Source organism: Ensifer sp. LBL (assembly GCF_050435225.1).
Taxonomy (GTDB): Bacteria; Pseudomonadota; Alphaproteobacteria; order Rhizobiales; family Rhizobiaceae; genus Ensifer.
On sequence record NZ_JBNDJY010000008.1, the window covers coordinates 85,399 to 104,695 of the forward strand.

General features: G+C 63.7%; 17 protein-coding genes. 16 read left to right on the plus strand and 1 reads right to left on the minus strand.

Annotation, left to right across the window (positions count from 1 at the left end; translation table 11 throughout):
* Window positions 1–181 precede the first annotated feature (181 nt).
* The 5 genes from OKW20_RS27515 (at window position 182) to OKW20_RS27535 (ending at window position 5,531) form a co-directional block, all read left to right on the plus strand.
* Window positions 182–1,132 carry a LysR family transcriptional regulator gene (locus OKW20_RS27515; RefSeq protein WP_429177325.1) on the plus strand — a complete coding sequence of 317 codons (951 nt, stop codon included), beginning with the start codon at window positions 182–184 and terminating at the stop codon, window positions 1,130–1,132.
* A gap of 95 nt (window positions 1,133–1,227) precedes the next feature.
* Entirely contained in the window at window positions 1,228–2,355 is a 1,128-nt protein-coding gene (locus tag OKW20_RS27520; protein ID WP_043613419.1) for an NAD(P)/FAD-dependent oxidoreductase, read from the plus strand.
* A 145-nt stretch (window positions 2,356–2,500) separates the two neighbouring features.
* Complete coding sequence (locus OKW20_RS27525; RefSeq protein ID WP_429177327.1) at window positions 2,501–3,460, plus strand: ATP-grasp fold amidoligase family protein; 960 nt, start codon at window positions 2,501–2,503, stop codon at window positions 3,458–3,460.
* Entirely contained in the window at window positions 3,460–4,497 is a 1,038-nt protein-coding gene (locus OKW20_RS27530) for a sugar-transfer associated ATP-grasp domain-containing protein (RefSeq protein ID WP_429177329.1), read from the plus strand. The genes OKW20_RS27525 and OKW20_RS27530 overlap by 1 nt, the downstream gene beginning before the upstream one ends.
* Window positions 4,497–5,531 (plus strand): sugar-transfer associated ATP-grasp domain-containing protein, encoded by a 1,035-nt coding sequence (locus OKW20_RS27535; RefSeq protein WP_052201647.1) that lies wholly within the window; start codon window positions 4,497–4,499, stop codon window positions 5,529–5,531. Before OKW20_RS27530 ends, OKW20_RS27535 begins: the two co-directional genes overlap by 1 nt.
* A 12-nt stretch (window positions 5,532–5,543) precedes the next feature.
* Here OKW20_RS27535 and OKW20_RS27540 read toward each other — a convergent pair whose 3' ends face one another.
* Complete coding sequence (locus tag OKW20_RS27540) at window positions 5,544–7,064, minus strand: oligosaccharide flippase family protein (RefSeq protein WP_429177331.1); 1,521 nt, start codon at window positions 7,062–7,064, stop codon at window positions 5,544–5,546.
* A gap of 212 nt (window positions 7,065–7,276) precedes the next feature.
* On the opposite strand from OKW20_RS27540, the gene OKW20_RS27545 reads away from it, so the two are divergent.
* From OKW20_RS27545 to hutH, 11 genes are all read left to right on the plus strand, one after another.
* Complete coding sequence (locus tag OKW20_RS27545) at window positions 7,277–8,437, plus strand: glycosyltransferase family 2 protein (protein WP_429177333.1); 1,161 nt, start codon at window positions 7,277–7,279, stop codon at window positions 8,435–8,437.
* Between the two features lie 111 nt (window positions 8,438–8,548).
* Window positions 8,549–8,932: a YciI family protein gene (locus OKW20_RS27550; RefSeq protein WP_043613427.1), complete on the plus strand. Its 384-nt coding sequence runs from the start codon at window positions 8,549–8,551 to the stop codon at window positions 8,930–8,932.
* Between the two features lie 240 nt (window positions 8,933–9,172).
* Window positions 9,173–10,015 carry a phosphonate ABC transporter ATP-binding protein gene (gene phnC / locus OKW20_RS27555; RefSeq protein ID WP_429177335.1) on the plus strand — a complete coding sequence of 281 codons (843 nt, stop codon included), beginning with the start codon at window positions 9,173–9,175 and terminating at the stop codon, window positions 10,013–10,015.
* Between the two features lie 84 nt (window positions 10,016–10,099).
* Window positions 10,100–11,005, plus strand: a complete 906-nt coding sequence (gene phnD, locus OKW20_RS27560) for a phosphonate ABC transporter substrate-binding protein (protein ID WP_043613432.1) — start codon at window positions 10,100–10,102, stop codon at window positions 11,003–11,005.
* A 169-nt stretch (window positions 11,006–11,174) separates the two neighbouring features.
* Entirely contained in the window at window positions 11,175–12,137 is a 963-nt protein-coding gene (phnE, locus tag OKW20_RS27565; RefSeq protein ID WP_205236631.1) for a phosphonate ABC transporter, permease protein PhnE, read from the plus strand.
* Between the two features lie 9 nt (window positions 12,138–12,146).
* Window positions 12,147–13,664 carry a phosphonate ABC transporter, permease protein PhnE gene (gene phnE, locus OKW20_RS27570; RefSeq protein ID WP_429177338.1) on the plus strand — a complete coding sequence of 506 codons (1,518 nt, stop codon included), beginning with the start codon at window positions 12,147–12,149 and terminating at the stop codon, window positions 13,662–13,664.
* Between the two features lie 127 nt (window positions 13,665–13,791).
* Window positions 13,792–14,499, plus strand: coding sequence for a DUF1045 domain-containing protein (locus tag OKW20_RS27575; RefSeq protein WP_429177340.1), 708 nt, complete (start codon window positions 13,792–13,794; stop codon window positions 14,497–14,499).
* A 1-nt stretch (window position 14,500) separates the two neighbouring features.
* Entirely contained in the window at window positions 14,501–15,640 is a 1,140-nt protein-coding gene (locus tag OKW20_RS27580) for an alpha-D-ribose 1-methylphosphonate 5-triphosphate diphosphatase (protein ID WP_205236633.1), read from the plus strand.
* Entirely contained in the window at window positions 15,637–16,221 is a 585-nt protein-coding gene (gene phnN, locus OKW20_RS27585) for a phosphonate metabolism protein/1,5-bisphosphokinase (PRPP-forming) PhnN (RefSeq protein ID WP_043613441.1), read from the plus strand. Before OKW20_RS27580 ends, phnN begins: the two co-directional genes overlap by 4 nt.
* Before the next feature lie 298 nt (window positions 16,222–16,519).
* On the plus strand, window positions 16,520–17,764 hold the full coding sequence (gene hutI, locus OKW20_RS27590; protein WP_429177342.1) for an imidazolonepropionase: 1,245 nt from the start codon (window positions 16,520–16,522) through the stop codon (window positions 17,762–17,764).
* The gene (hutH, locus tag OKW20_RS27595; protein WP_429177344.1) at window positions 17,761–19,296 is read left to right on the plus strand and encodes a histidine ammonia-lyase; all 1,536 of its coding nucleotides are present in this window, start codon (window positions 17,761–17,763) and stop codon (window positions 19,294–19,296) included. Before hutI ends, hutH begins: the two co-directional genes overlap by 4 nt.
* Window position 19,297 lies beyond the last annotated feature (1 nt).

Genomic DNA, 19,297 nt, shown 5'->3' on the forward strand with positions numbered 1-19,297 from the left:
TTCAAACGAAATTGAGGCACCGCCTCATGCGTCCAGGGAATGGCCCCTCGCCCGGCACCGCATGGCCCTTGTTGCAAAATCGCTGGAATATGACGACAAGAACGGATGTCTTTCGCTCTGCCTGCCCTCCTTGCAGATCGAACGCCAGTGCAACGCCAGAGATCAGAAGCAAGCCACGACCATGGCCAATGACCGCCTCGAACGCTTCGCCCACAATCTCGACTGGAACCTGCTGCGCACCTTCGTCGTGCTCGTCGAGGAAGGCAGCATCACGGCCGCGGCCAACCGGTTGCTCCTGCAACAGCCGGCCGTCAGCATGGCGCTGAAGCGGCTGGAACAGACCGTCGGCCAGAAGCTCATCGACCGTCGGCCCGGACGTTTCAACCTGACGGACGCCGGTGCCCGGCTGCATGCCCAGTGCCGCGATATCTTCGCAGCCGTCATCCGTCTGCCGAACGTTCTTGAAACCGCCGGCGATGAGATTACCGGCCATCTCAACATCCATTCGGTCAGCCACGCCCACAATCCCGCCTGGGACCGCAAGCTCGAAAGCTTCTTCCGCCTGCACCCCAAGGTGACCCTGTCGGTCACGGTCGCAACGACCGTGGATGTGTTGAGTGCCGTCGAACGCAACGTCGCGACCATGGGCCTTTGCGACGGCAACATTCCCGACTGGCTGAACAGGCGCTTTCACGTGCGCGAGCGCTATGCGCTTTATTGCGGCAAAAGCCATCCGCTGTTCGGCGTCGAAGGCGTCGACTTCAACGACCTCAGGGGCAATCCCTACATCGCTTTTATCGCCGACGTTCTCGGCGGCCAACACATGAACTCGGTAACCGCCGTGCGCGCGGTCGGGTCTTTCGGTCAGCAGGTCCGCGCCGTCTCCTGCAATGTCGAAGAGGTGATGCGACTGATTGCCTCCAATGTCGGCATCGGCATGCTGCCGGACCATCTGGCGTCACCTGCCGTCGCGGCGGGCCAGCTCTGGCAGCTGCCACCCTATAGCGATCTGCCGACCACCGACGTCTTTCGCATCTCCAATCCGAACGCGATCCTCAATCCGGCAGAAGCCGCATTTCTTGCCCATGTGGCCGATACGGAGCCGCTGGATCACTGCCTCGATGCTGCCTAAGCATCATCAAAATTGATAGTCGCCTTTCCAGTTATAAATTTGAACACGGATGGCGCCTTGCCTATGGTCCGGCCGACAACCAACGGAGGCGGGACATGCAGGACTACGATGTGGCGATCATTGGCGGTGGAATTGCCGGCCTGTCGCTGGCCTATTTCCTGGCGCCGCATCGCTCCGTCGTGGTGATCGAGCGGGAGGAAGGCCTCGGCTATCACAGCACCGGTCGCTCGGCGGCGGAGTTCGTGCTGCGCTACAATGCGCCGGAAGTCTGTGCGCTCGCGGCCATCTCCAAAAGCTTCTTCGACAACCCACCCGAAGGCTTCTCCGAAATTGCGCTGCTCAAGCAGCGCGGCGGCGTGATGATCGCCAATGCCGAAAAGCTTGCGCGGTTCGAAGAGGTATTTGCCGCAGAAAGCCGTGCCAACGCCGACATTGAAAGGCTGACCGTCGACGAGGCGATCGCACGCGTGCCGGTCCTGCGCCGTGACTATGTGGCCGCGGCCTTTTATGATCCGCAGTTCTGGGACATCGAAGTCGAGAACCTGTTGCAGGGATACGTCCGCGGCGCGCGCCGCCACGGTGCCGCGATCATCGAGCGCTCAGACGTGCTGGCACCGCGCCGGGACGGCGACCGCTGGGTCCTGGCGACGAGTACCGGCGAGGTTGGCGCCAAGACGATCGTCAATGCCGCCGGCGGCTGGGCCGATCCCGTCGCGCAATCGTTCGGCGTCGCCCCCGTCGGCATCGTGCCGCATCGCCGCACGGCGATCACCGTCGACCTGCCCGAAGGCATCGACGCGCTGACGCTGCCCGAAATCAACGAGATCGACGAAGACTTTTACATGAAGCCTGAGGGCGGGCGGCTGCTTTCCTCGCCCGCCGACGCAACGCCGTGCGAGCCGGCCGACGTCCAGCCGGAGGAGATCGACGTCGCCTGGGCTGCGCACTACGTCGAGGAGGCAACAACCGTGCCGGTGCGCCGCATCTTCAAAAGCTGGGCCGGCATGCGCAGCTTCTCGCCGGACAAGCTTCCGGTGATCGGCTTTGCCCGCGAGCGCCCGGACTTCTTCTGGCTCGCCGGCCAGGGCGGCTACGGAATCCTTACCTCACCCGCACTTGGAGCATTCGCCGCAAATCTCCTCGTCGGTGCACCAGCGCCCGAGGGCTTCGAAGCGGCCGGCCTCGATGCCGCGACGTTCAGCCCGGCTCGATTGGAACGCTAGCCCGAGCAAAGTTGGCAGCAGGCATCCCGTCGGCAGGTCGGGTTGCGCCCCGGCCACCGTATCGCCACATCGTTCTGGAAACCTCCGCCTCGTCGCGCGCCCAACCGGATCGCCGGCACCGAGGTTTCTTAGTGACGGATAAGCGATGTCCACCATGAAGGAATATTCCCGCCAGTTGCTGGCGCGGCGGGCCCCCGATCTCCTGACGCAACTCTACCGCTGGTCCCGCTACAGTCGCTTCCGTAACGAGCGCCGGACCAGCACACGCGCCTTCATTGAGGCGCAGTATCGCGGCAGAACCGGCAGGGTTCTCGAAGTCGACAGGCCACGGGGGCTGAGCGAAAAGCTCAATGCCCTGAAGCTGCTGCCTGCGACGGAGCTGCAGACGATCTGCGCCGACAAGATCAAGGTGCGCGATTACGTTGCCGAGCGCGTCGGCACGGATATTCTCATTCCCGCCATCCTCGCAACCTATCGGCTGAGGGACATAACGCCTCGGTACATCCGGCAGGATGCCTTTGTCCTCAAGACGAACCACGATTTCGGCGGCGTGGTGATCTGCCGGGACAGGAACGCCTTCGACTGGGGTGCAGCCCGAGCCAAGCTCGCCGATCATCTGGCGTTCAACCATTGGTACCGGCACCGGGAGCCGGTCTATCGGGACATCCGCCCGGGCGTGCTTGCCGAAGAGTTTCTCCACGCAGATAGTCCCGATGGCCTGCGCGAGTTCAAGATCTTCTGTTTCCACGGTCGGCCGCATTTCATCATGGTCATCCGCGAGAAGGATGGCGTGCGCGCCAAGACGGTTTTCGACACAGATTGGCAGCCGTTGCCGGTGCGTCGGCGCGGCGCGCCGTGCGAACGGGAAGCGATCGCCGCGCCCCAGTCCCTTCGCACCCTGCTCGATGTCGCGACGGAACTCTCCGCGCCCTTCGCGTTCAGCCGCGTCGATCTCTACGAGAATTTCGGTCGGGTTCTGTTCGGAGAAATCACCTTCTTCCCCGAGGGCGGCATGGATGTTTTCGAACCTTATGAGTGGGAACTGCGTTTCGGGGATCTGCTGCGATTGCCGACAGCGGAACCAGGAGAGGAGGCCCACGCCTGATGCTGCAAGCTTTGGTTCGACAGACGATCGACACACGCCGTCTTCGCTTTCTGAAAAGCCACGCGCGGCGCTACTGGTCAGACAGCGCTTCCACCGAGGAGCGGCAGTTGACGCCGATGCAGCGCATCCAGGACATTCTGGCTGGCTTCGACCCCAAGGAGGCCGACTGGTATCGCCAGATCCGTGGTGATGTCAGGGGCGTCGTCACCAATTGCGAAAGAGAGCAGCACCTGCATGGCCTAAACGGCCACTATGCCTATGTGCTGGACAACAAGGCCGTGTTCACCGAGCTTCTCGTCTCGGCTCAACTGCCGACGCCGCAGACCTTCGCCTGCTACTTTGGAGACAGGTGGCATTGGCGCGATGGAAGCCGAAGCGCTTTCCACGACGAACTCGCCGCACGCGGCCGCTTTGTCATCAAGCCGACGCTCGGATCGAAGGGGCGTTCGGTGCAGATCGGCACGACCCCGGACGCCGTCGACAGCTATCGCGGCGAAGACGCCATTCTCACCGGCTTCGTGCAGCAGGCCGACTATGCCCAGATTATTTTTCCGGACGCCTTGAACACGATACGCCTGCTCATGCTGCGCGACGATGATGGCACTCCGCTCCCGGCCGCCGCCATCCATCGCTTCGGCAGCGCGCGTTCTGTGCCGGTCGACAACTTCAGCGCCGGCGGCCTCGTCTCCAAGGTGGACCTGAAGACCGGGCGGCTTTCGCGCGCCGTTTCGATCGGCAAGGACAATCACGTCCGTCATCATGACGTGCATCCGGATACGCGGGCAGCGATGCCCGATGTCGAGATCGCCCATTGGCCAGCGGTGCTGCGGCTCGTCGAGGATCTCGGACGCGCCTTTCCCTATCTGCATTATGTCGGCTGGGACATTGCGGTGACGCCCGATGGCCCGACGGTCATCGAGGGCAATGCGCATCCGAGCCTGCGCTTCTTCCAGCTCTATGATCGCCTGCTCGACGAGCCCCGGCTGCGGCGCATCTTTGCCCGCTATATCCCCCGGGCCAACGGCGAACCGCTCTGATGGCCGGGCTCCCGATCGTCGGCGCCATCCGGCACCGCGTCTCCTTGCTTCGGCAGTTCTGGGCGCTGGAACGGCGCGGAAATACCGGTCGCCCCAGGTTGCGGCTCCTGACCCGCGGGTTCCTTTCCAACCGCGCCTGGCTCTACCCTTTCGACCAGTTCGACCAGCACCTGTTCCTGACCGACCTCGAAGCCGAAGCGCGGTTGCCGCGGCTGAACAGCCCGGAGGCAATGGCGCTTCTCGGCGACAAGCTGCGGTTCCACCAATGGGCGGGCACGGGCGCCTTTCCCGCATCCTGTCCGGAGTTGATCGGAATCGTCGAGGATGGTGTCGCGAGACGGCCCGACGGCAGCCCGCTGCCACGCGCCGAAATCGACGGCCGCGCGATAATCGCAAAGCCGGTTGACGGCAGTGGCGGGCGGGGCGTCAAGCGCATAGCGTCGATCGATGACGTCGACCGACATGGCCGCTATCTGATCGAAGCCGCCGTCGAGCAGCATCCCTACGCTTCCGCCATCTACCCGCATGCGGTCAACACGATCCGGATCCTTGTCGGCCATGACGAGACGACCGGCAAGACGGTACTGCTCGGTGCCGCGCACCGCTTCGGGACGCAACACTCCCGCCCGACGGACAACTTCAAGGCCGGCGGCATCGTTGCGCTGGTCGATCTCGAGAGTGGTCAGCTGACCGCTGCGATCGCCGATGACGGCGGTCCTGAAAGGACGATCTTCGATCGTCACCCGGAGACGGGCACTGCCATCGTTGGAACCGTCATCCCACGTTGGAACGACATCAAGACGCTGGCATTGCAATGCACGCGCGCTATCCCCGGCCTCAGCTATGTCGGCTGGGATATCGTGTCGACCGAAGCCGGCCCGGTCGTGATCGAGGGCAATGCCGCGCTTGCCAATCCCAATCTTATCCAATTCCATGAGCCGATGCTGCTTCGCAAGGAGGCACGGGACTTCTTCGCTGCCAAGGGCACGATCAGCCAGCGCCGGGTAAAGCGCCTGCGCGCCTTCGCTGCCTGACGAGCGATTGGATCAGCCGTTGCGCGATGCCTGCGGGTCGGCAATCGTTCCGAGGATCAGCGGGATGCGTGATTTCGCCGAAGCCCAGTCGCCACGAACCACATCGAACATGGCCTTGAGCAACAGGATCGTCTGCCGCGGATTGAAGGCGGCCCAGGCCAGCCCGTAGACGATCACGCCGATCGCAACCAGTGAGCAGAGCAACGGCACCGGCTGCAAGCCATGAATGGTCTCGCTGGCAAACCAGACGGAGCCGGCCATGATCAAGGACGGAAGCGCTGCAATGAAAAGCATGCGCAACTGGCCGAGGGGATGCAGCCCGGAGACGCGATAGACCTGCATCGCGCCGACCGGCCAGAGCGCCCATTGCCGGAGCGACAGCGCGGCGGCAACGCCAACGAGACCATATTGGACGCCGACCGCGAGGAAGGCCGCGCACAGAACAATCGACAGAACGGAAATGAAGGATACGGACCCCATGCGGCCGAACGCGACCAGCACCGCCGTGTTGAAGCTCGAGACCGGCGCGCGCAGGGTTCCAAGCGCAAGGATTTGAAGCACGGGGATCGCGCCGGCCCATCCGTCGCCGAACGCCAGCGGCACGAGGACCGGGGCGACCATCGCCACCCCGAGCACGACCGGCCAGAACATCCAGGTCGTCAGCCGCACGGATGTCGCGATCAGCCGGGCAAGGCGCTCCCGGTCGTGCTGCAGCTGCGCGGCGGCGGGAAAGGCGACTGCCGCAACGGGACCGCTCAGAATGTTGTGCAACTGGTCGAGCAGCCGACGGGCGACCGCAAACAGGCCGAGCGCTTCGGTGCCTAGCCATTGGCCGATGAAGAGCCGCGGCAGCGCGTTCTGCGAGATGTAGGTCAGTCCGTTGTTTTCGACCCGGCGCGATGCAAAGCGCAGGACATCGACGAGTTCCTGCCGCTGAAAGCCGAGTTCGGGCCGCCAGCACGCTGCCGGAAAGAGCATCGCGAGGTTCATCGCGCGCCGCGCGATCTCCATGATAACAAGGCTCCAGATGCCGGCGCCCGAGAAGGCCAGGAGCACGCCAACAAGAACGGCCAGGGTTCCGCTGACCGCCCCGATGCGGGCGAGATCATTGAATTGCAGCCGCCGCACGAGCATCTGGTTGGGAACGCTCGCAAGCCCGGTGAGAACGGGCAGAACCGCCATCGCAAGAAGCGGCGCCTGCAGCTGCGGCGCCTCGAAGAAGTCCGCCGCAGCGGCCCCGCCCGCCCAGATCACGACAGCCGAGAAAACCGAAATCACGCTCAGCGCGACGAAGGCGGCATTGCGATGGCCGGCTGTGACATCCGGTTTCTGCACCACGATGTCGGCGGCATGACCACCAACGAAGATCTCGGCGAAGCCGACGATCAGCAATCCGAGCGCGAACACACCATAGGTCTCGGCGCCAAGAATTCGTGCCAGGATGATGGTGCTGATGGTTGCAAGCAACGCCTGCGCCAGTTGGCCCAATGACGCCCAGATGGCTTGCCCGGTCAGTTTTACTGCACGGCTCAATAGGTCTGCCTTCCGTCGTTCGGCTCGCAAGCTAGCCGAAGCAAGCCTGCTTTCCATCTCACGATAGATTTTGCCTTGTTGTCGAAATTGAGGGCAGGCCGCCTTTTTGTGGACGTTTCAAGCGTCATGGTTGTGCACGTTTTCCGGGTGATGCCCGGTTCATCGAGCGAATGCGCTGCAGGGGAGGCAGCGATCGAGGAGGAGCATAAAGTATGAAATTGTCGAAAGAATCTCGCAACGGCGCCCGCGTGTCGATCATCGTTCCGACCTACAATCGCGCGCAGTTTCTGCCGGCTTCAATCGACGCGCTGCTGCCGCAGATCGCGGGGGATGACGAGATCGTCGTCGTCGTTGACGGTTCGACCGATGAGACCATGGATGTGCTGTCCCGATACGGTGACAGCATCAGCGTCCTCAACCAGGAAAATGCCGGCAAGGCACGCGCCCTCAATGCCGGCTTGCAACAGAGCACTGGCCAATATGTCTGGATCGTCGACGATGACGACATCGTCTGTCCGACCGGTCTCGCCGACCTCCTGCAGGTCTTCGAGGCGGATCCGTCAGCCGACATCGCTTATGGGCGCTACGTCCGCTTTCAGCACGAGCTGGACACCCCTGCCCGTTTCCTCGACACCGGCTACTGGACCGACTGCCCGCCGGCCGAATTCCTGATCGCCACGCTGGAAGACTTTTTCGTCCATCAGCCAGGCATGCTCGTGCGCCGCCGGCTTTACGAAGCGGCGGGCCCCTTCGACGAAGCGCTGCCCCGATCCGTCGACTATGACATGCTGATCCGGCTGTCGCTTCTCGGCAGGGCGACGTCGACCCGCAACATCATCTTTCACCAGCGTTTGCACGACGGCGACAGAGGACCGGCGGCAAGCCGCTTCCAGGCACATCGCCGAAATCAAAACTGGATCAGCAACGACGCCCTCATCTTCGACCGCCTGCACCAGACACTGCCGCTGGCGGACTATTTGCCCACGCGGCGGATCGAGAACGCCGAAGAGCGACGCCGAGCCCTTCTCCAGCGCGGCGCCATCATGGCCCGCAAGAAGCGCTGGGACGTGGCGATCACCGACTTCGGACACGCGATGGAGCAAAGCCCCATCGCGCTGACTGGTCAGGAGAAGCGCATCCTGCGGCGCGCAACGGGATCGAAATACGATTGCGACGAGGTCTTCGGCAACGCCGCGATCGATGAGGGCCTGCGCGCACTCAGCCGCCGATATCCGTCGGGGCGCGACGTTGCCCGCTCGCTCGCGCGCGGCCTCGTCTGGAGGGCCCGCGATGCGGCGACCCGCGGCGAACTCACACGCAGTTCGCGGATCGCCCGGCAGGCCTGTCGATGGGCGGCGACGGCCTGGGGCTGATCGGATGAACAGGCGCCCCTCTCCGGCGGCACGCCCGGTGATGCGGTCCGCGCGACGAGCCGTTGATGCGGCCGGCAAAACCTGACAGGAATACACGCGGGAGGACGGTTCATGTATTACGCAATCTTGGCCTACCACACAGCAGGCGTCGTCGAATCCTGGACCGAGGAGGAGGACGAAGCGCTGATGACCGACCTGCTTCAGGTTCATGACCGGTTCGTCCAGCAGAAGGCCTTTGGCCCGGCCGCCCGGCTCGGACCCGCCGAAGGTGCCGTGACGCTAAGGGGCAACGGCGAAGGCATCGTCACCGATGGCCCCTTCGCCGAAACCAAGGAGCAATTGCTCGGCCTCTACGTCGTCGACTTCCCGGCCATCGACGCCGCCGTTGACGCCGCGCGCGAATTGCGCCGCTCCAATCCGAGCGCGATCTACGAAATCCGGCCGATTGCACTCTACATTCCCGGCGCGACGCTGGACCCCGGTCCGCAGAACTAGCGCCCCTCACCGGTCCTGCGCCGCCGACCGCAGGTATTCGCTCGACGTTGATGCGAACTCCCCCTGAAAGTTGATGGGAGTGCAGGCGCCTGCGCGCCGGCATTCAAATTTGGTTAACCAAACATGCGGGGCTGTGAACTGTAACAGAACTTACAACAAACTGACATTCCGGCTTCATGAAGCGGCGATATGGCAGGGTCATACCGATGACCGGTCTCCCCGAAAGAGGACCTGCTAGACATGTTTCAGTTGAAGAATGTAGCCCGCCAGTTCGGCAAGAAGACAGCCGTGAGTTCGGTTACCTTCGACATCCCGCAAGGGCAGATGGTCGGCGTGATCGGCCGTTCCGGCGCCGGTAAGTCGACGCTTCTGCGTATGATCAACCGCCTCGTCGATCTGTCGTCCGGCTCGATCGTCTTCGACGGCGCCGAAGTCTCGTCGCTTCGGGGTGCTGCCCTCCGCACCTGGCAGCGCGACTGCGCGATGATCTTCCAGCAGTTCAACCTGGTGCCGCGCCTCGACGTGCTCACCAACGTGCTGCTCGGGCGCCTCAACCACCGCTCGACCGTCTTGAGCATCCTCAACATGTTTACCCGCGAAGAACGCATCATGGCGATCGGCGCACTTGAGCGCCTCGGCATCGAACAGACCGCCCTTCAGCCGGCCGGCACGCTTTCCGGCGGCCAGCAGCAGCGCGTCGCGATCGCCCGCGCACTGATGCAGCAGCCGAAGGTTCTGCTTGCCGACGAGCCGATCGCCTCGCTCGACCCGCTGAACGCCAAGATCGTCATGGATGCGCTGCGCGACATCAACGAGCGCGACGGCATCACGGTCATCACCAACCTCCACACGCTCGACACCGCGCGCAACTATTGCGAACGCATCATCGGCATGGCGCATGGCCGCGTCGTCTTCGACGGCCAACCCAAGGATCTGACGGCGGCAGCCGTTGCCGAGATCTACGGCGCCGACACGGGCATCGAGGAATCGATGACCTCCACCAGCATCAACATTCCGGCGGCAGTGCCGCAGGAAGAAAAGGCATCGGCCGGCCTCAAGCCGCTGGCATTGGCCGGCATCTGACGCCCGCCATGATCGAAAGCCCGCGTCAAGGGCACCTCTTTGAAACCCAATAGGATCCGGCCAAGCCGGACACGGGAGAACCTTATGCTGAAGAAAGCTCTTCTGGGCGCCGTCGCGCTCCTCGCCCTCGTCGGCCACGCCCAGGCTGAAGACCTCAAGGAATTCCGCGTCGGCATTATCGGCGGCGAAAACGAAGCCGACCGCCTGCGCAATTTCCAGTGCATCGTCGACAAGCTGCCGGCTGCCATCGGCGTCGAAAAGGTTTCGCTGTTCCCGGCCGCCGACTATGACGGCGTCATCCAGGGCCTGCTTGGCGGCACGCTCGACTACGCCGAACTCGGCGCTTCCGGCTTTGCCAAGATCTATCTCGCCAAGGCCGACGCCGTCGAGCCGATCCTGACGACCGTCCAGACCGACGGCTCGACCGGCTACCACTCGATCATGGTTGCCCGCAAGGATTCCGGCATCACCAAGCTCGAAGACCTGAAGGGCAAGAAGCTCGGTTTTGCTGATCCGGACTCGACTTCCGGCTATCTCGTCCCGCTCGTCACGCTGCCGGAATCGATCGGCGCGCCGGTCAAGGAATTCTTCGGTGAAACCGGCTTCGGCGGTGGTCACGAGAACCTCGTTCTCGAAGTCGTCAAGGGCACCTTCGATGCCGGCACGACCTTCGGTTCGGGCGTCGGCGAATTCAAGGACGGCTACACCTCGGGCAACCTGAAGAAGATGGTCGACAAGGGCATCCTCGACATGAACGACCTGGTCGAGCTCTGGAAGTCGCCGCTGATCCCGAACGGCCCGATCGTCGTGCGCTCCACGATGAACGACGACATGAAGGCCAAGTTCAAGCAGTTCATGCTCGACCTGCCGAAGACCGACGCCGCTTGCTTCTCGGCCATCCAGGGCGGCGACTTCACCGGCTTCACCGAAGTCAACGCGGACTTCTACAAGCCGATCATCGACGCCCGCAAGGCGACGATCGGCGGCTGATAGACCCGCACCACTCGGGAACGCTGGCCGCCCAAACGGCCAGCGTTTCACTGTTTGAAGGGGTGCTTTCGCATCCTCCGTCGCATTGTTTTCACGCATTTCCGGGACGGAAAGCCGCTTCGCAAATTTCCTGGAAATGCTCTAGAGGCCGGCGAAAGCCGGAACGGTCATGGCAACTTCCCTGCTCCCGCGACATCTGAGCGACAACGGCGCCGTCATCGAGCGTCACTGGCAGGAACTCAGTTCCCGCCGCCGGCTCTACTCCTGGCTCGGCTTCGGCGTTCTCCTCCTGGCGCTGTCGGGTTCGCTCTGGTTCGCCAACGATTCCAATGCCGGCAAGTTCTTCGACCGTTTGCCGCATTTCTTCGATTTCGTCGGCGATCTCGCACCGCGCGACGGGCTGGAGATTTTCCGCGCCATGTTCGACCTGCCCTCGCCCTATGATGACGGCAGCTTCAAGTACAACTACCCCGAGGGCCGGCTGTACCTGACCGAGAGCTTCTACATCCCCGAATACGTGCACAAGATGCTGGAGACCGTGAACATCGCGATCTTCTCGACGGTGATCGGCACGGCCTTCGGCTTCGTGCTCTGCTTCCTTGCCGCGCGCAACCTGATGCCCAATCCGTGGATCCGCGGCATCGTTCGCCGCATCATGGAAGTTCTTCGCGCCTTTCCGGAGGTGGTGATCGCCGGCTTTTTCCTCGCGATCCTCTCGCTCGGCCCCATTCCGGCGATTGCCGCCGTCTCGATCCACACGATCGGCGCGCTCGGCAAGCTCTTCTATGAAGTGGTCGAAAACGCCGATATGAAGCCGGACGAGGGCCTGCGGGCTGCCGGCGGCAACTGGATCGAGCGCGTCTGGTTCGGCATGGTGCCGCAGGTTCTGCCCAACTTCGCCAGCTACTTCCTGCTGCGCCTCGAGATCAACGTACGCGCCTCGACCATCATCGGCGCCGTCGGTGGCGGCGGCATTGGCGAGCTTCTCCGCCTTTCGATCGGCCAGGGACACCAGGCCAAGACCCTAGCGATCGTCCTCCTGCTGTTTGCGACCATTTTTGCCGTCGACCAGTTTTCCGCCTGGCTTCGCCGCCGCCTTGTTGGCGAGCAGGCCTTCCAGCTTGCCCAGTAGGTACGCATCATGACCACGACCACACGATTGAACCCAATGGAAATGGACGCGATCGCGAGCCGCCATCCCGAGCTCCTGAAATCCTCGACCTCCAGGCGTGTGCGCACCGCGGCCACCGCCGGTGGCGTCGTCGTCTACCTCATCTTCAGCTGGTGGTTCTTCTCGATCGGCCACGTGCTCGGCAATGCCAACTGGGGCATCGCCGGCACCTACCTCGCCGACTGGGTTTCCTATGAGGTGCGCCCGGAAATCCACGTCGCCCCCGACCGGACGATGCGCCTCAACTATCAGCGCAATTCGCCGCTCGGGCCCAATCCCAATCCGGATTGGGTGGAACTCGACAGGCAGACGGTGACGCGCCAGGTCGAAATACCGGCCGCCACCGCGCAGGTGGCAAAGCCGAAGTCTAGCTCGTCCTTCAGCTTCATGGCCCCCGGTTCCGCGCTCGGCGGCCCCACCGCCACGGAAACGCAGAGCCGTGTCGAAACACGGACGGAAGAAGTCCTGACGCGCGTCGTCGTCACCTACAACCGCTCGACCAGGATCGAGATCGCCGATGGCCTGGTGAAGGCGACCCATGGCGGCGACACGCTTGTCATGGCCGTCGACGGCGCCGACACGGTGCGGCCGCAGGGCGTATTGCCCGCCTGGGCAACACAGAAGCGGCCCGGCGAAAAGATCGTGCTTGCCTTCGGTGCCACCGGCTGGGCGGAAGTCGAAGGCGACGAGGTTTCCGTCCGAAACCGCTTCTTCGGCTGGGCGAACTTCCTGTTCGACACCAACTCGCCCTTCTTCGGAAAAAGCTATGGGGAAGTCGCCTCGCTCATCACATCAGGCGAGCGCATCGATCCGGCCCGTTCCAACCTGTCGCTTGCCTGGAACAACATCCTCTATAATGCCGAGTGGCAGCATCTCGACGTCTGGACGAAGCTGCTACAGACCGTCGTCATGGCCTTCGTCGGCACGCTCTTTGCGTCGCTGATCGCCTTCCCGCTCTGCTTCCTGGCCGCCCGCAACATCACCCCGAGCTTCCTGACCAACCAGGTGGTCAAGCGCTTTTTCGACTTCCTGCGGTCGGTGGACATGTTCATCTGGGCACTGTTTTTCACCCGCGCCTTCGGCCCCGGACCGCTTGCCGGTATCTCGGCGATCTTCTTCACCGACACCGGCACACTCGGAAAGCTCTACTCCGAAGCGCTGGAAAACATCGACGACAAGCAGCGCGAAGGCGTGAAGTCGGTCGGGGCGACGCCGCTTACGGTGCAACGCTTCGGCGTGCTTCCGCAGGTGTTGCCGGTCTTTGCCAGCCAGGCGCTTTATTTCTGGGAATCGAACACCCGTTCGGCAACGATCATCGGCGCCGTCGGCGCCGGCGGCATCGGCCTGAAACTCTGGGAAGCGATGCGTACCAATTCCGATTGGGAAAATGTCGCCTATATGGTGCTTCTGATCTTGCTGGTTGTCTTTATTTTCGACAGCATCTCGAACGCGTGCCGTTCGCGCCTGATGGGCAGCAAGGCACATTGACGACAGCCAAGCATTTGCGTGTCCGCCATCATGATGTTGTCATGGAAATCGGCTAGCTGCGCATCGCATCCCGCAAACAATCGACCCGCCGCCCTGGCGGGCCGGTCGCTACAAGAAAGTGAAAACCGTGCGTTATGCCATCTATTTCGCGCCGCCAGCGGACAGCCGGCTGTCGCAGGTCGCGTCCCGTTGGCTGGGGCGCGATGCCTTTACCGGCGAAGACCTCACGCTTCCGACGATCGCCGGGATTGACGAAGAGACGCAACGCGCACTGACGGCCGACCCGCGGCGCTACGGTTTTCACGGCACACTGAAGGCGCCTTTCGAACTTGCCGAAGGCCGGGACGAAGACGAGCTTCTCAGTATTTTCGAGTGCTTTGCCGCCGACCTCGACCCGTTCGAGATCCCCGAGATCGTGCTGCATCAGTTGGGTCCGTTCTTCGCTCTCGTGCCGTCCGCGCCTTGCGCCGACCTGCAGGATTTGGCCGAAGACGCCGTTCACCGCTTCGACCCGTTCCGTGCGCCGCTGTCGGACGCCGACTTTGCCCGCCGCAAGCCAAACAGCCTGCCTGAGCGCCAGAGGCGCTACCTCAGAGAATGGGGCTATCCCTATGTTTTCGAAGAGTTCCAGTTCCACCTGACCTTGACCGGCCCGGTACCCACGGAAACCGGCGGCGTGATGCGTACCGCGCTCGAAACCACCTTTGCCGAGCATATCGGCAAACCACTTCACGTCACGTCAGTCGCGCTCTTCGTCGAACCGGAGCGCGGCGCACCCTTTACTGTCCGCTCCTTGCTGCCGCTCGGCAGCGACACCCAACGAAAGATCGCATGAGATGAGCAAAGAACAGGTTTTGACCAACGCCCGCATCGTCCTCGAGGATAGTATCCTCGATGGTTCGGTGCTGATCCGCGACGGCAAGATTGCCGATATCTCCGCGGGCACGGTTGCCAGCGGCGAGGACTTCGAAGGCGACTATCTGATCCCCGGCCTCATCGAGCTGCACACCGACCACCTCGAAGCCCATTACTCGCCGCGCCCGGGCGTGCGCTGGCTGAAAATCGCAGCGATCCAGGCCCATGACGCCCAAGTGGTCACCTCCGGCATCACCACGGTCTTCGACTGCCTGCGTCTCGGCTCCGACGAGGACGGCGGCTTCCAGAAGGGCGAAATGCGCAGCATGGCCGACGCGCTGGCCCAGGCCAAGGAAGAGGGTCGCCTTCGCGCCGATCACCTGATCCACCTGCGCTGCGAGGTCTCGACCTCCGACGTGCTCGATCACTACGAGGACTTCCAGAACGACCCGCAGGTCAAGCTCGTCTCGCTGATGGACCATGCGCCGGGTCAGCGGCAGTTCCAGACGATGGACCAGTACACGCTCTACTACAAAGCCAAGCGCGGCTTCTCGGACGAGGAATTCGCGCGCTTCGTCGAGCGGCAGCAGGCATTGTCGGCAAAGTATGCCGGTCCGCACCGCACCGCGCTCGCCGAGGCGTGTGCGGCCCGCGGCATCACCATTGCCAGCCATGACGACGCGACCGTCGACCACGTCGAAGAATCGATCGGCTTCGGTATCAAGCTTGCGGAGTTCCCGACGAGCTTCGAGGCCGCCGAGGCGTCGCACCGCGCGGGGCTGAGCGTGTTGATGGGTGCGCCGAACATCGTGCGCGGCAAGTCGCACTCCGGCAACATCGCCGCCCGCGATCTCGCCGAGCGCGGCGTGCTCGACGTGCTGTCGTCGGACTATGTGCCATTCAGCCTGATCCACGCCCCCTTCGTGCTCTCCGACGAACTCGACGCCGTCGACCTGCCAAAGGCAATCGCCATGGTGACGTCGACGCCGGCGCGCACCGTCGGTCTCGATGACCGCGGCCGCATCGCCGTTGGCCTTCGCGCCGATATCGCCCGCGTGCACCGCAAGGAAGGCATCCCGGTCGTGCGCTCCGTCTGGCGCGAAGGACGGCGTGTCGCATGAGCGCGACCGAAAAGGGCGGCGCGCTCGTCGTCGTCGTCGGGCCGAGCGGCGCCGGCAAGGACAGCGTCATGGGCTTTGCCGCCCGGCACTTTGCCGATTGTCACGACGTGCATTTCGTCCGCCGGGTCATCACCCGTCCGTCGGATGCCGGTAGTGAAGTGCATGAAAGCGTGTCGGAAGACGAGTTCGTCGAGATGCAGAAGGATGGCGCCTTCGCCGTCTTCTGGGATGCGCATGGGCTGAAATACGGCATCCCCGCCGTCGTGCTCAGGAATGTCAGGGACGGCATGACGGCGATCGTCAATGGCAGCCGCGGTGCCCTGCCGGCGTTCCGCGAAGCCTTCGGCGAGATCGCCGTCGTCGTTGTTACAGCCGAGACGCCAGTGCTTGCAAAACGACTTGCCGAGCGCGGTCGGGAGAGTGAAGAGGAAGTTTTGCGACGCCTCAGCCGCCAGGCGCCTGACGTCACCTCAGGCCCCGATGTCAGCGTCATCGACAACAGCGGGCGCCTCGACATTGCCGGAAACCGCTTCGTAGAGGTGGTCGAACGGCTGCGCGCAAAGGCGGATCACGCGGTTTAGCGTGACCCACGTTCGCGGCCCGGCAGGCTTGCGAGTCGGGGGCACGCATCGCGATCTCCATTCCAAGGACAGGCGAAGGCTCCGAACCTCAGGGTTCGGAGCCTTTTCTTTTTACCTGCCGTGATGACGAACCCGCGAGAAGAAATTCCAGCGAAATCAGAGTTCTACGGCCATTTTCTCAAAGCTCCCGCTCCGCTTCACTCGGCCGATCGCCCTTTCCTTTTCCGCAGGCTCCATAAATTTCCCCTTGTGGAGCAAACTAATATGTATATACATTATATCCAGTGGAGGCGACCTGATGAACGAATTCTCGACCCGCAAGCCAGCATCCGGCATTTGGCGCAATGTGCGTCTCGTGACGCTTGGCGAATCCGTTGACGGTCTTGGCCTCGTCGAGAATGCGGCCGTGGCGGTCGTCGATGGGCGGATCGCCTATGCCGGGCCGGAGAACGGGCTGCCCGCCGAACTCGCACGCAGCCTCGAAACGACGGACTGCCAGGGCCGCGTAATGACGCCCGCCCTTATCGACTGCCACACCCATCTCGTTCATGGCGGCAACCGCGCCCGCGAATTCCAGATGCGCCTCGAAGGCGCCACCTATGAAGAAATTGCCCGCGCCGGCGGCGGCATCGTTTCCTCGGTCAAGGCGACCAATGCGCTGACCGTCGATCAGCTTGTCGAAAGCGCCCTGCCGCGCCTCGATACGCTTCTTGCCGAGGGCGCCTCGACCGTCGAAATCAAATCCGGCTACGGCCTCAACGTCACGGCCGAGCTCAACATGCTGCGCGCCGCCCGCAAGCTCGAAACGCTGCGGCCGGTGCGCGTTGTCACGAGCTATCTCGCCGCACACGCAACGCCTGCGGACTACAAAGGCCGCAACGGCGACTACATCACCGAGGTCGTGCTGCCTGGGCTCGACGCCGCCCACGCCGAGGGCCTGGTCGATGCGGTCGACGGTTTCTGCGAGGGCATTGCCTTTTCGACCGCCGAGATCGCCCGCGTCTTCGACCGCGCCAAGGCACTCGGCCTGCCGGTCAAGCTGCACGCAGAACAGCTCTCCAACCTTGGCGGCGCAAAGCTCGCGGCCTCTTACGGCGCGCTCTCGGCCGACCACCTGGAATATCTCGACGCAGAAGGTGCTGCAGCTCTTGCGAAGTCAGGCACGGTCGCCGTGCTCTTGCCGGGCGCCTTCTATGCGCTGCGCGAAGAGCGGCTGCCGCCGGTCCAGGCTTTGCGTGACGCCGGCGCGCGGATCGCGATCGCCACCGACTGCAATCCCGGTACCTCGCCGCTGACCTCGCTGCTTCTCACGATGAACATGTCGGCGACGTTCTTCCGGCTAACGGTGGCCGAATGCCTTGCCGGTGCAACGCGCGAAGCCGCCCGCGCGCTTGGCCTGCTGGCCGAAACCGGCACGGTCGAAGTCGGCAAGTCCGCCGATCTGGCAATCTGGAACATCGAGGATCCGGCCGAACTCGTCTACCGCATCGGCTTCAATCCGCTTCATGAATGCATCTTTAGAGGGCAAAGGACCGGTCAATGACCATCACTCTACACCCGGGCTCCGTGCCCCTCCGCGACCTCGAAACCATCTACTGGACCGGCGAGCCGGCACGCCTCGATCCGTCTTTTGATGCCGGCATCGACAAGGCCGCGCGTCGCATTGCCGAAATCGTCGCCGGCAACGCCCCGGTCTACGGCATCAACACCGGCTTCGGCAAACTCGCCTCGATCAAGATCGACAGCGCCGATGTCGCAACGCTGCAGCGCAACCTGATCCTGTCGCACTGCTGCGGCGTCGGCGAGCCGTTGGCCGAAAACGTCGTTCGCCTGATCCTGTCGCTGAAGCTCGTCTCGCTCGGCCGAGGCGCCTCCGGTGTGCGCCTCGAACTGGTGCGCCTGATCGAGGCGATGCTCGAAAAGGGCGTCATCCCCGTTATCCCCGAAAAGGGTTCCGTCGGCGCCTCCGGCGACCTCGCGCCACTCGCCCATATGGCCGCCGTCATGATGGGTCACGGCGAAGCTTACTTCGAGGGCCGCCGCCTGTCCGGCGCCGAAGCGCTGTCCGCCGCCGGCCTCAAGCCGGTGGTGCTTGCCGCCAAGGAAGGCCTCGCGCTGATCAACGGCACCCAGACCTCGACGGCGCTGGCGCTCGCCGGCCTCTTCCGCGCCCACCGTGCCGCGCAAGCAGCACTCATCACCGGCGCCATGTCGACGGACGCGGCCATGGGTTCGTCCGCGCCCTTCCATCCGGATATCCATACGTTGCGCGGTCATCGCGGCCAGATCGACACGGCCGCGTCTCTCCGTGCGCTGCTTGCAGGTTCGGCAATCCGCGAAAGCCACATCGAGGGCGACGAGCGCGTGCAGGATCCCTACTGCATCCGCTGCCAGCCGCAGGTCGATGGCGCCTGCCTCGATCTGCTGCGCTCGGTCGCCCGCGTGCTTGAGACCGAAGCCAACGCCGTCACCGACAACCCGCTGGTTCTTTCGGACAATTCCGTCGTCTCCGGCGGCAACTTCCACGCCGAGCCGGTTGCCTTTGCCGCCGACCAGATCGCCCTTGCCGTCTGCGAGATCGGCGCGATCTCGCAGCGCCGTATCGCGCTGCTCGTTGACCCTGCCCTTTCCTACGGTCTGCCGGCCTTCCTCGCCAAGAAGCCGGGGCTGAACTCCGGTCTGATGATCGCCGAAGTCACCTCGGCGGCCCTGATGTCCGAGAACAAGCAGCTCTCGCATCCGGCCTCGGTCGACTCGACACCGACTTCGGCCAACCAGGAAGACCACGTTTCCATGGCCTGCCACGGCGCGCGCCGCCTGCTGCAGATGACCGAAAACCTGTTCTCGATCGTCGGCATCGAAGCACTAACCGCCGTCCAGGGCGTCGAATTCCGCGCCCCGCTCGCCACCAGCCCCGAATTGCAGAAGGCCGCCGCCGCCCTTCGCGCCGTGTCCCCGACGATCGAAGAGGATCGCTACATGGCCAACGACCTCAAGGCCGCCGGCGACCTCATCGCCTCGGGCCGTCTGAACGCCTCCGTCTCCGCCGGCATCCTGCCAAGCCTGGAGGCTTGAG

Coding starts and splice junctions, on each gene's coding strand:
- OKW20_RS27515 (WP_429177325.1), top strand. CDS start 182: ATGGCCAATGACCGCCTCGAACGCTTCGCCCACAATCTCGACTGGAAC.
- OKW20_RS27520 (WP_043613419.1), top strand. CDS start 1,228: ATGCAGGACTACGATGTGGCGATCATTGGCGGTGGAATTGCCGGCCTG.
- OKW20_RS27525 (WP_429177327.1), top strand. CDS start 2,501: ATGTCCACCATGAAGGAATATTCCCGCCAGTTGCTGGCGCGGCGGGCC.
- OKW20_RS27530 (WP_429177329.1), top strand. CDS start 3,460: ATGCTGCAAGCTTTGGTTCGACAGACGATCGACACACGCCGTCTTCGC.
- OKW20_RS27535 (WP_052201647.1), top strand. CDS start 4,497: ATGGCCGGGCTCCCGATCGTCGGCGCCATCCGGCACCGCGTCTCCTTG.
- OKW20_RS27545 (WP_429177333.1), top strand. CDS start 7,277: ATGAAATTGTCGAAAGAATCTCGCAACGGCGCCCGCGTGTCGATCATC.
- OKW20_RS27550 (WP_043613427.1), top strand. CDS start 8,549: ATGTATTACGCAATCTTGGCCTACCACACAGCAGGCGTCGTCGAATCC.
- phnC (WP_429177335.1), top strand. CDS start 9,173: ATGTTTCAGTTGAAGAATGTAGCCCGCCAGTTCGGCAAGAAGACAGCC.
- phnD (WP_043613432.1), top strand. CDS start 10,100: ATGCTGAAGAAAGCTCTTCTGGGCGCCGTCGCGCTCCTCGCCCTCGTC.
- phnE (WP_205236631.1), top strand. CDS start 11,175: ATGGCAACTTCCCTGCTCCCGCGACATCTGAGCGACAACGGCGCCGTC.
- phnE (WP_429177338.1), top strand. CDS start 12,147: ATGACCACGACCACACGATTGAACCCAATGGAAATGGACGCGATCGCG.
- OKW20_RS27580 (WP_205236633.1), top strand. CDS start 14,501: ATGAGCAAAGAACAGGTTTTGACCAACGCCCGCATCGTCCTCGAGGAT.
- phnN (WP_043613441.1), top strand. CDS start 15,637: ATGAGCGCGACCGAAAAGGGCGGCGCGCTCGTCGTCGTCGTCGGGCCG.
- hutI (WP_429177342.1), top strand. CDS start 16,520: ATGAACGAATTCTCGACCCGCAAGCCAGCATCCGGCATTTGGCGCAAT.
- hutH (WP_429177344.1), top strand. CDS start 17,761: ATGACCATCACTCTACACCCGGGCTCCGTGCCCCTCCGCGACCTCGAA.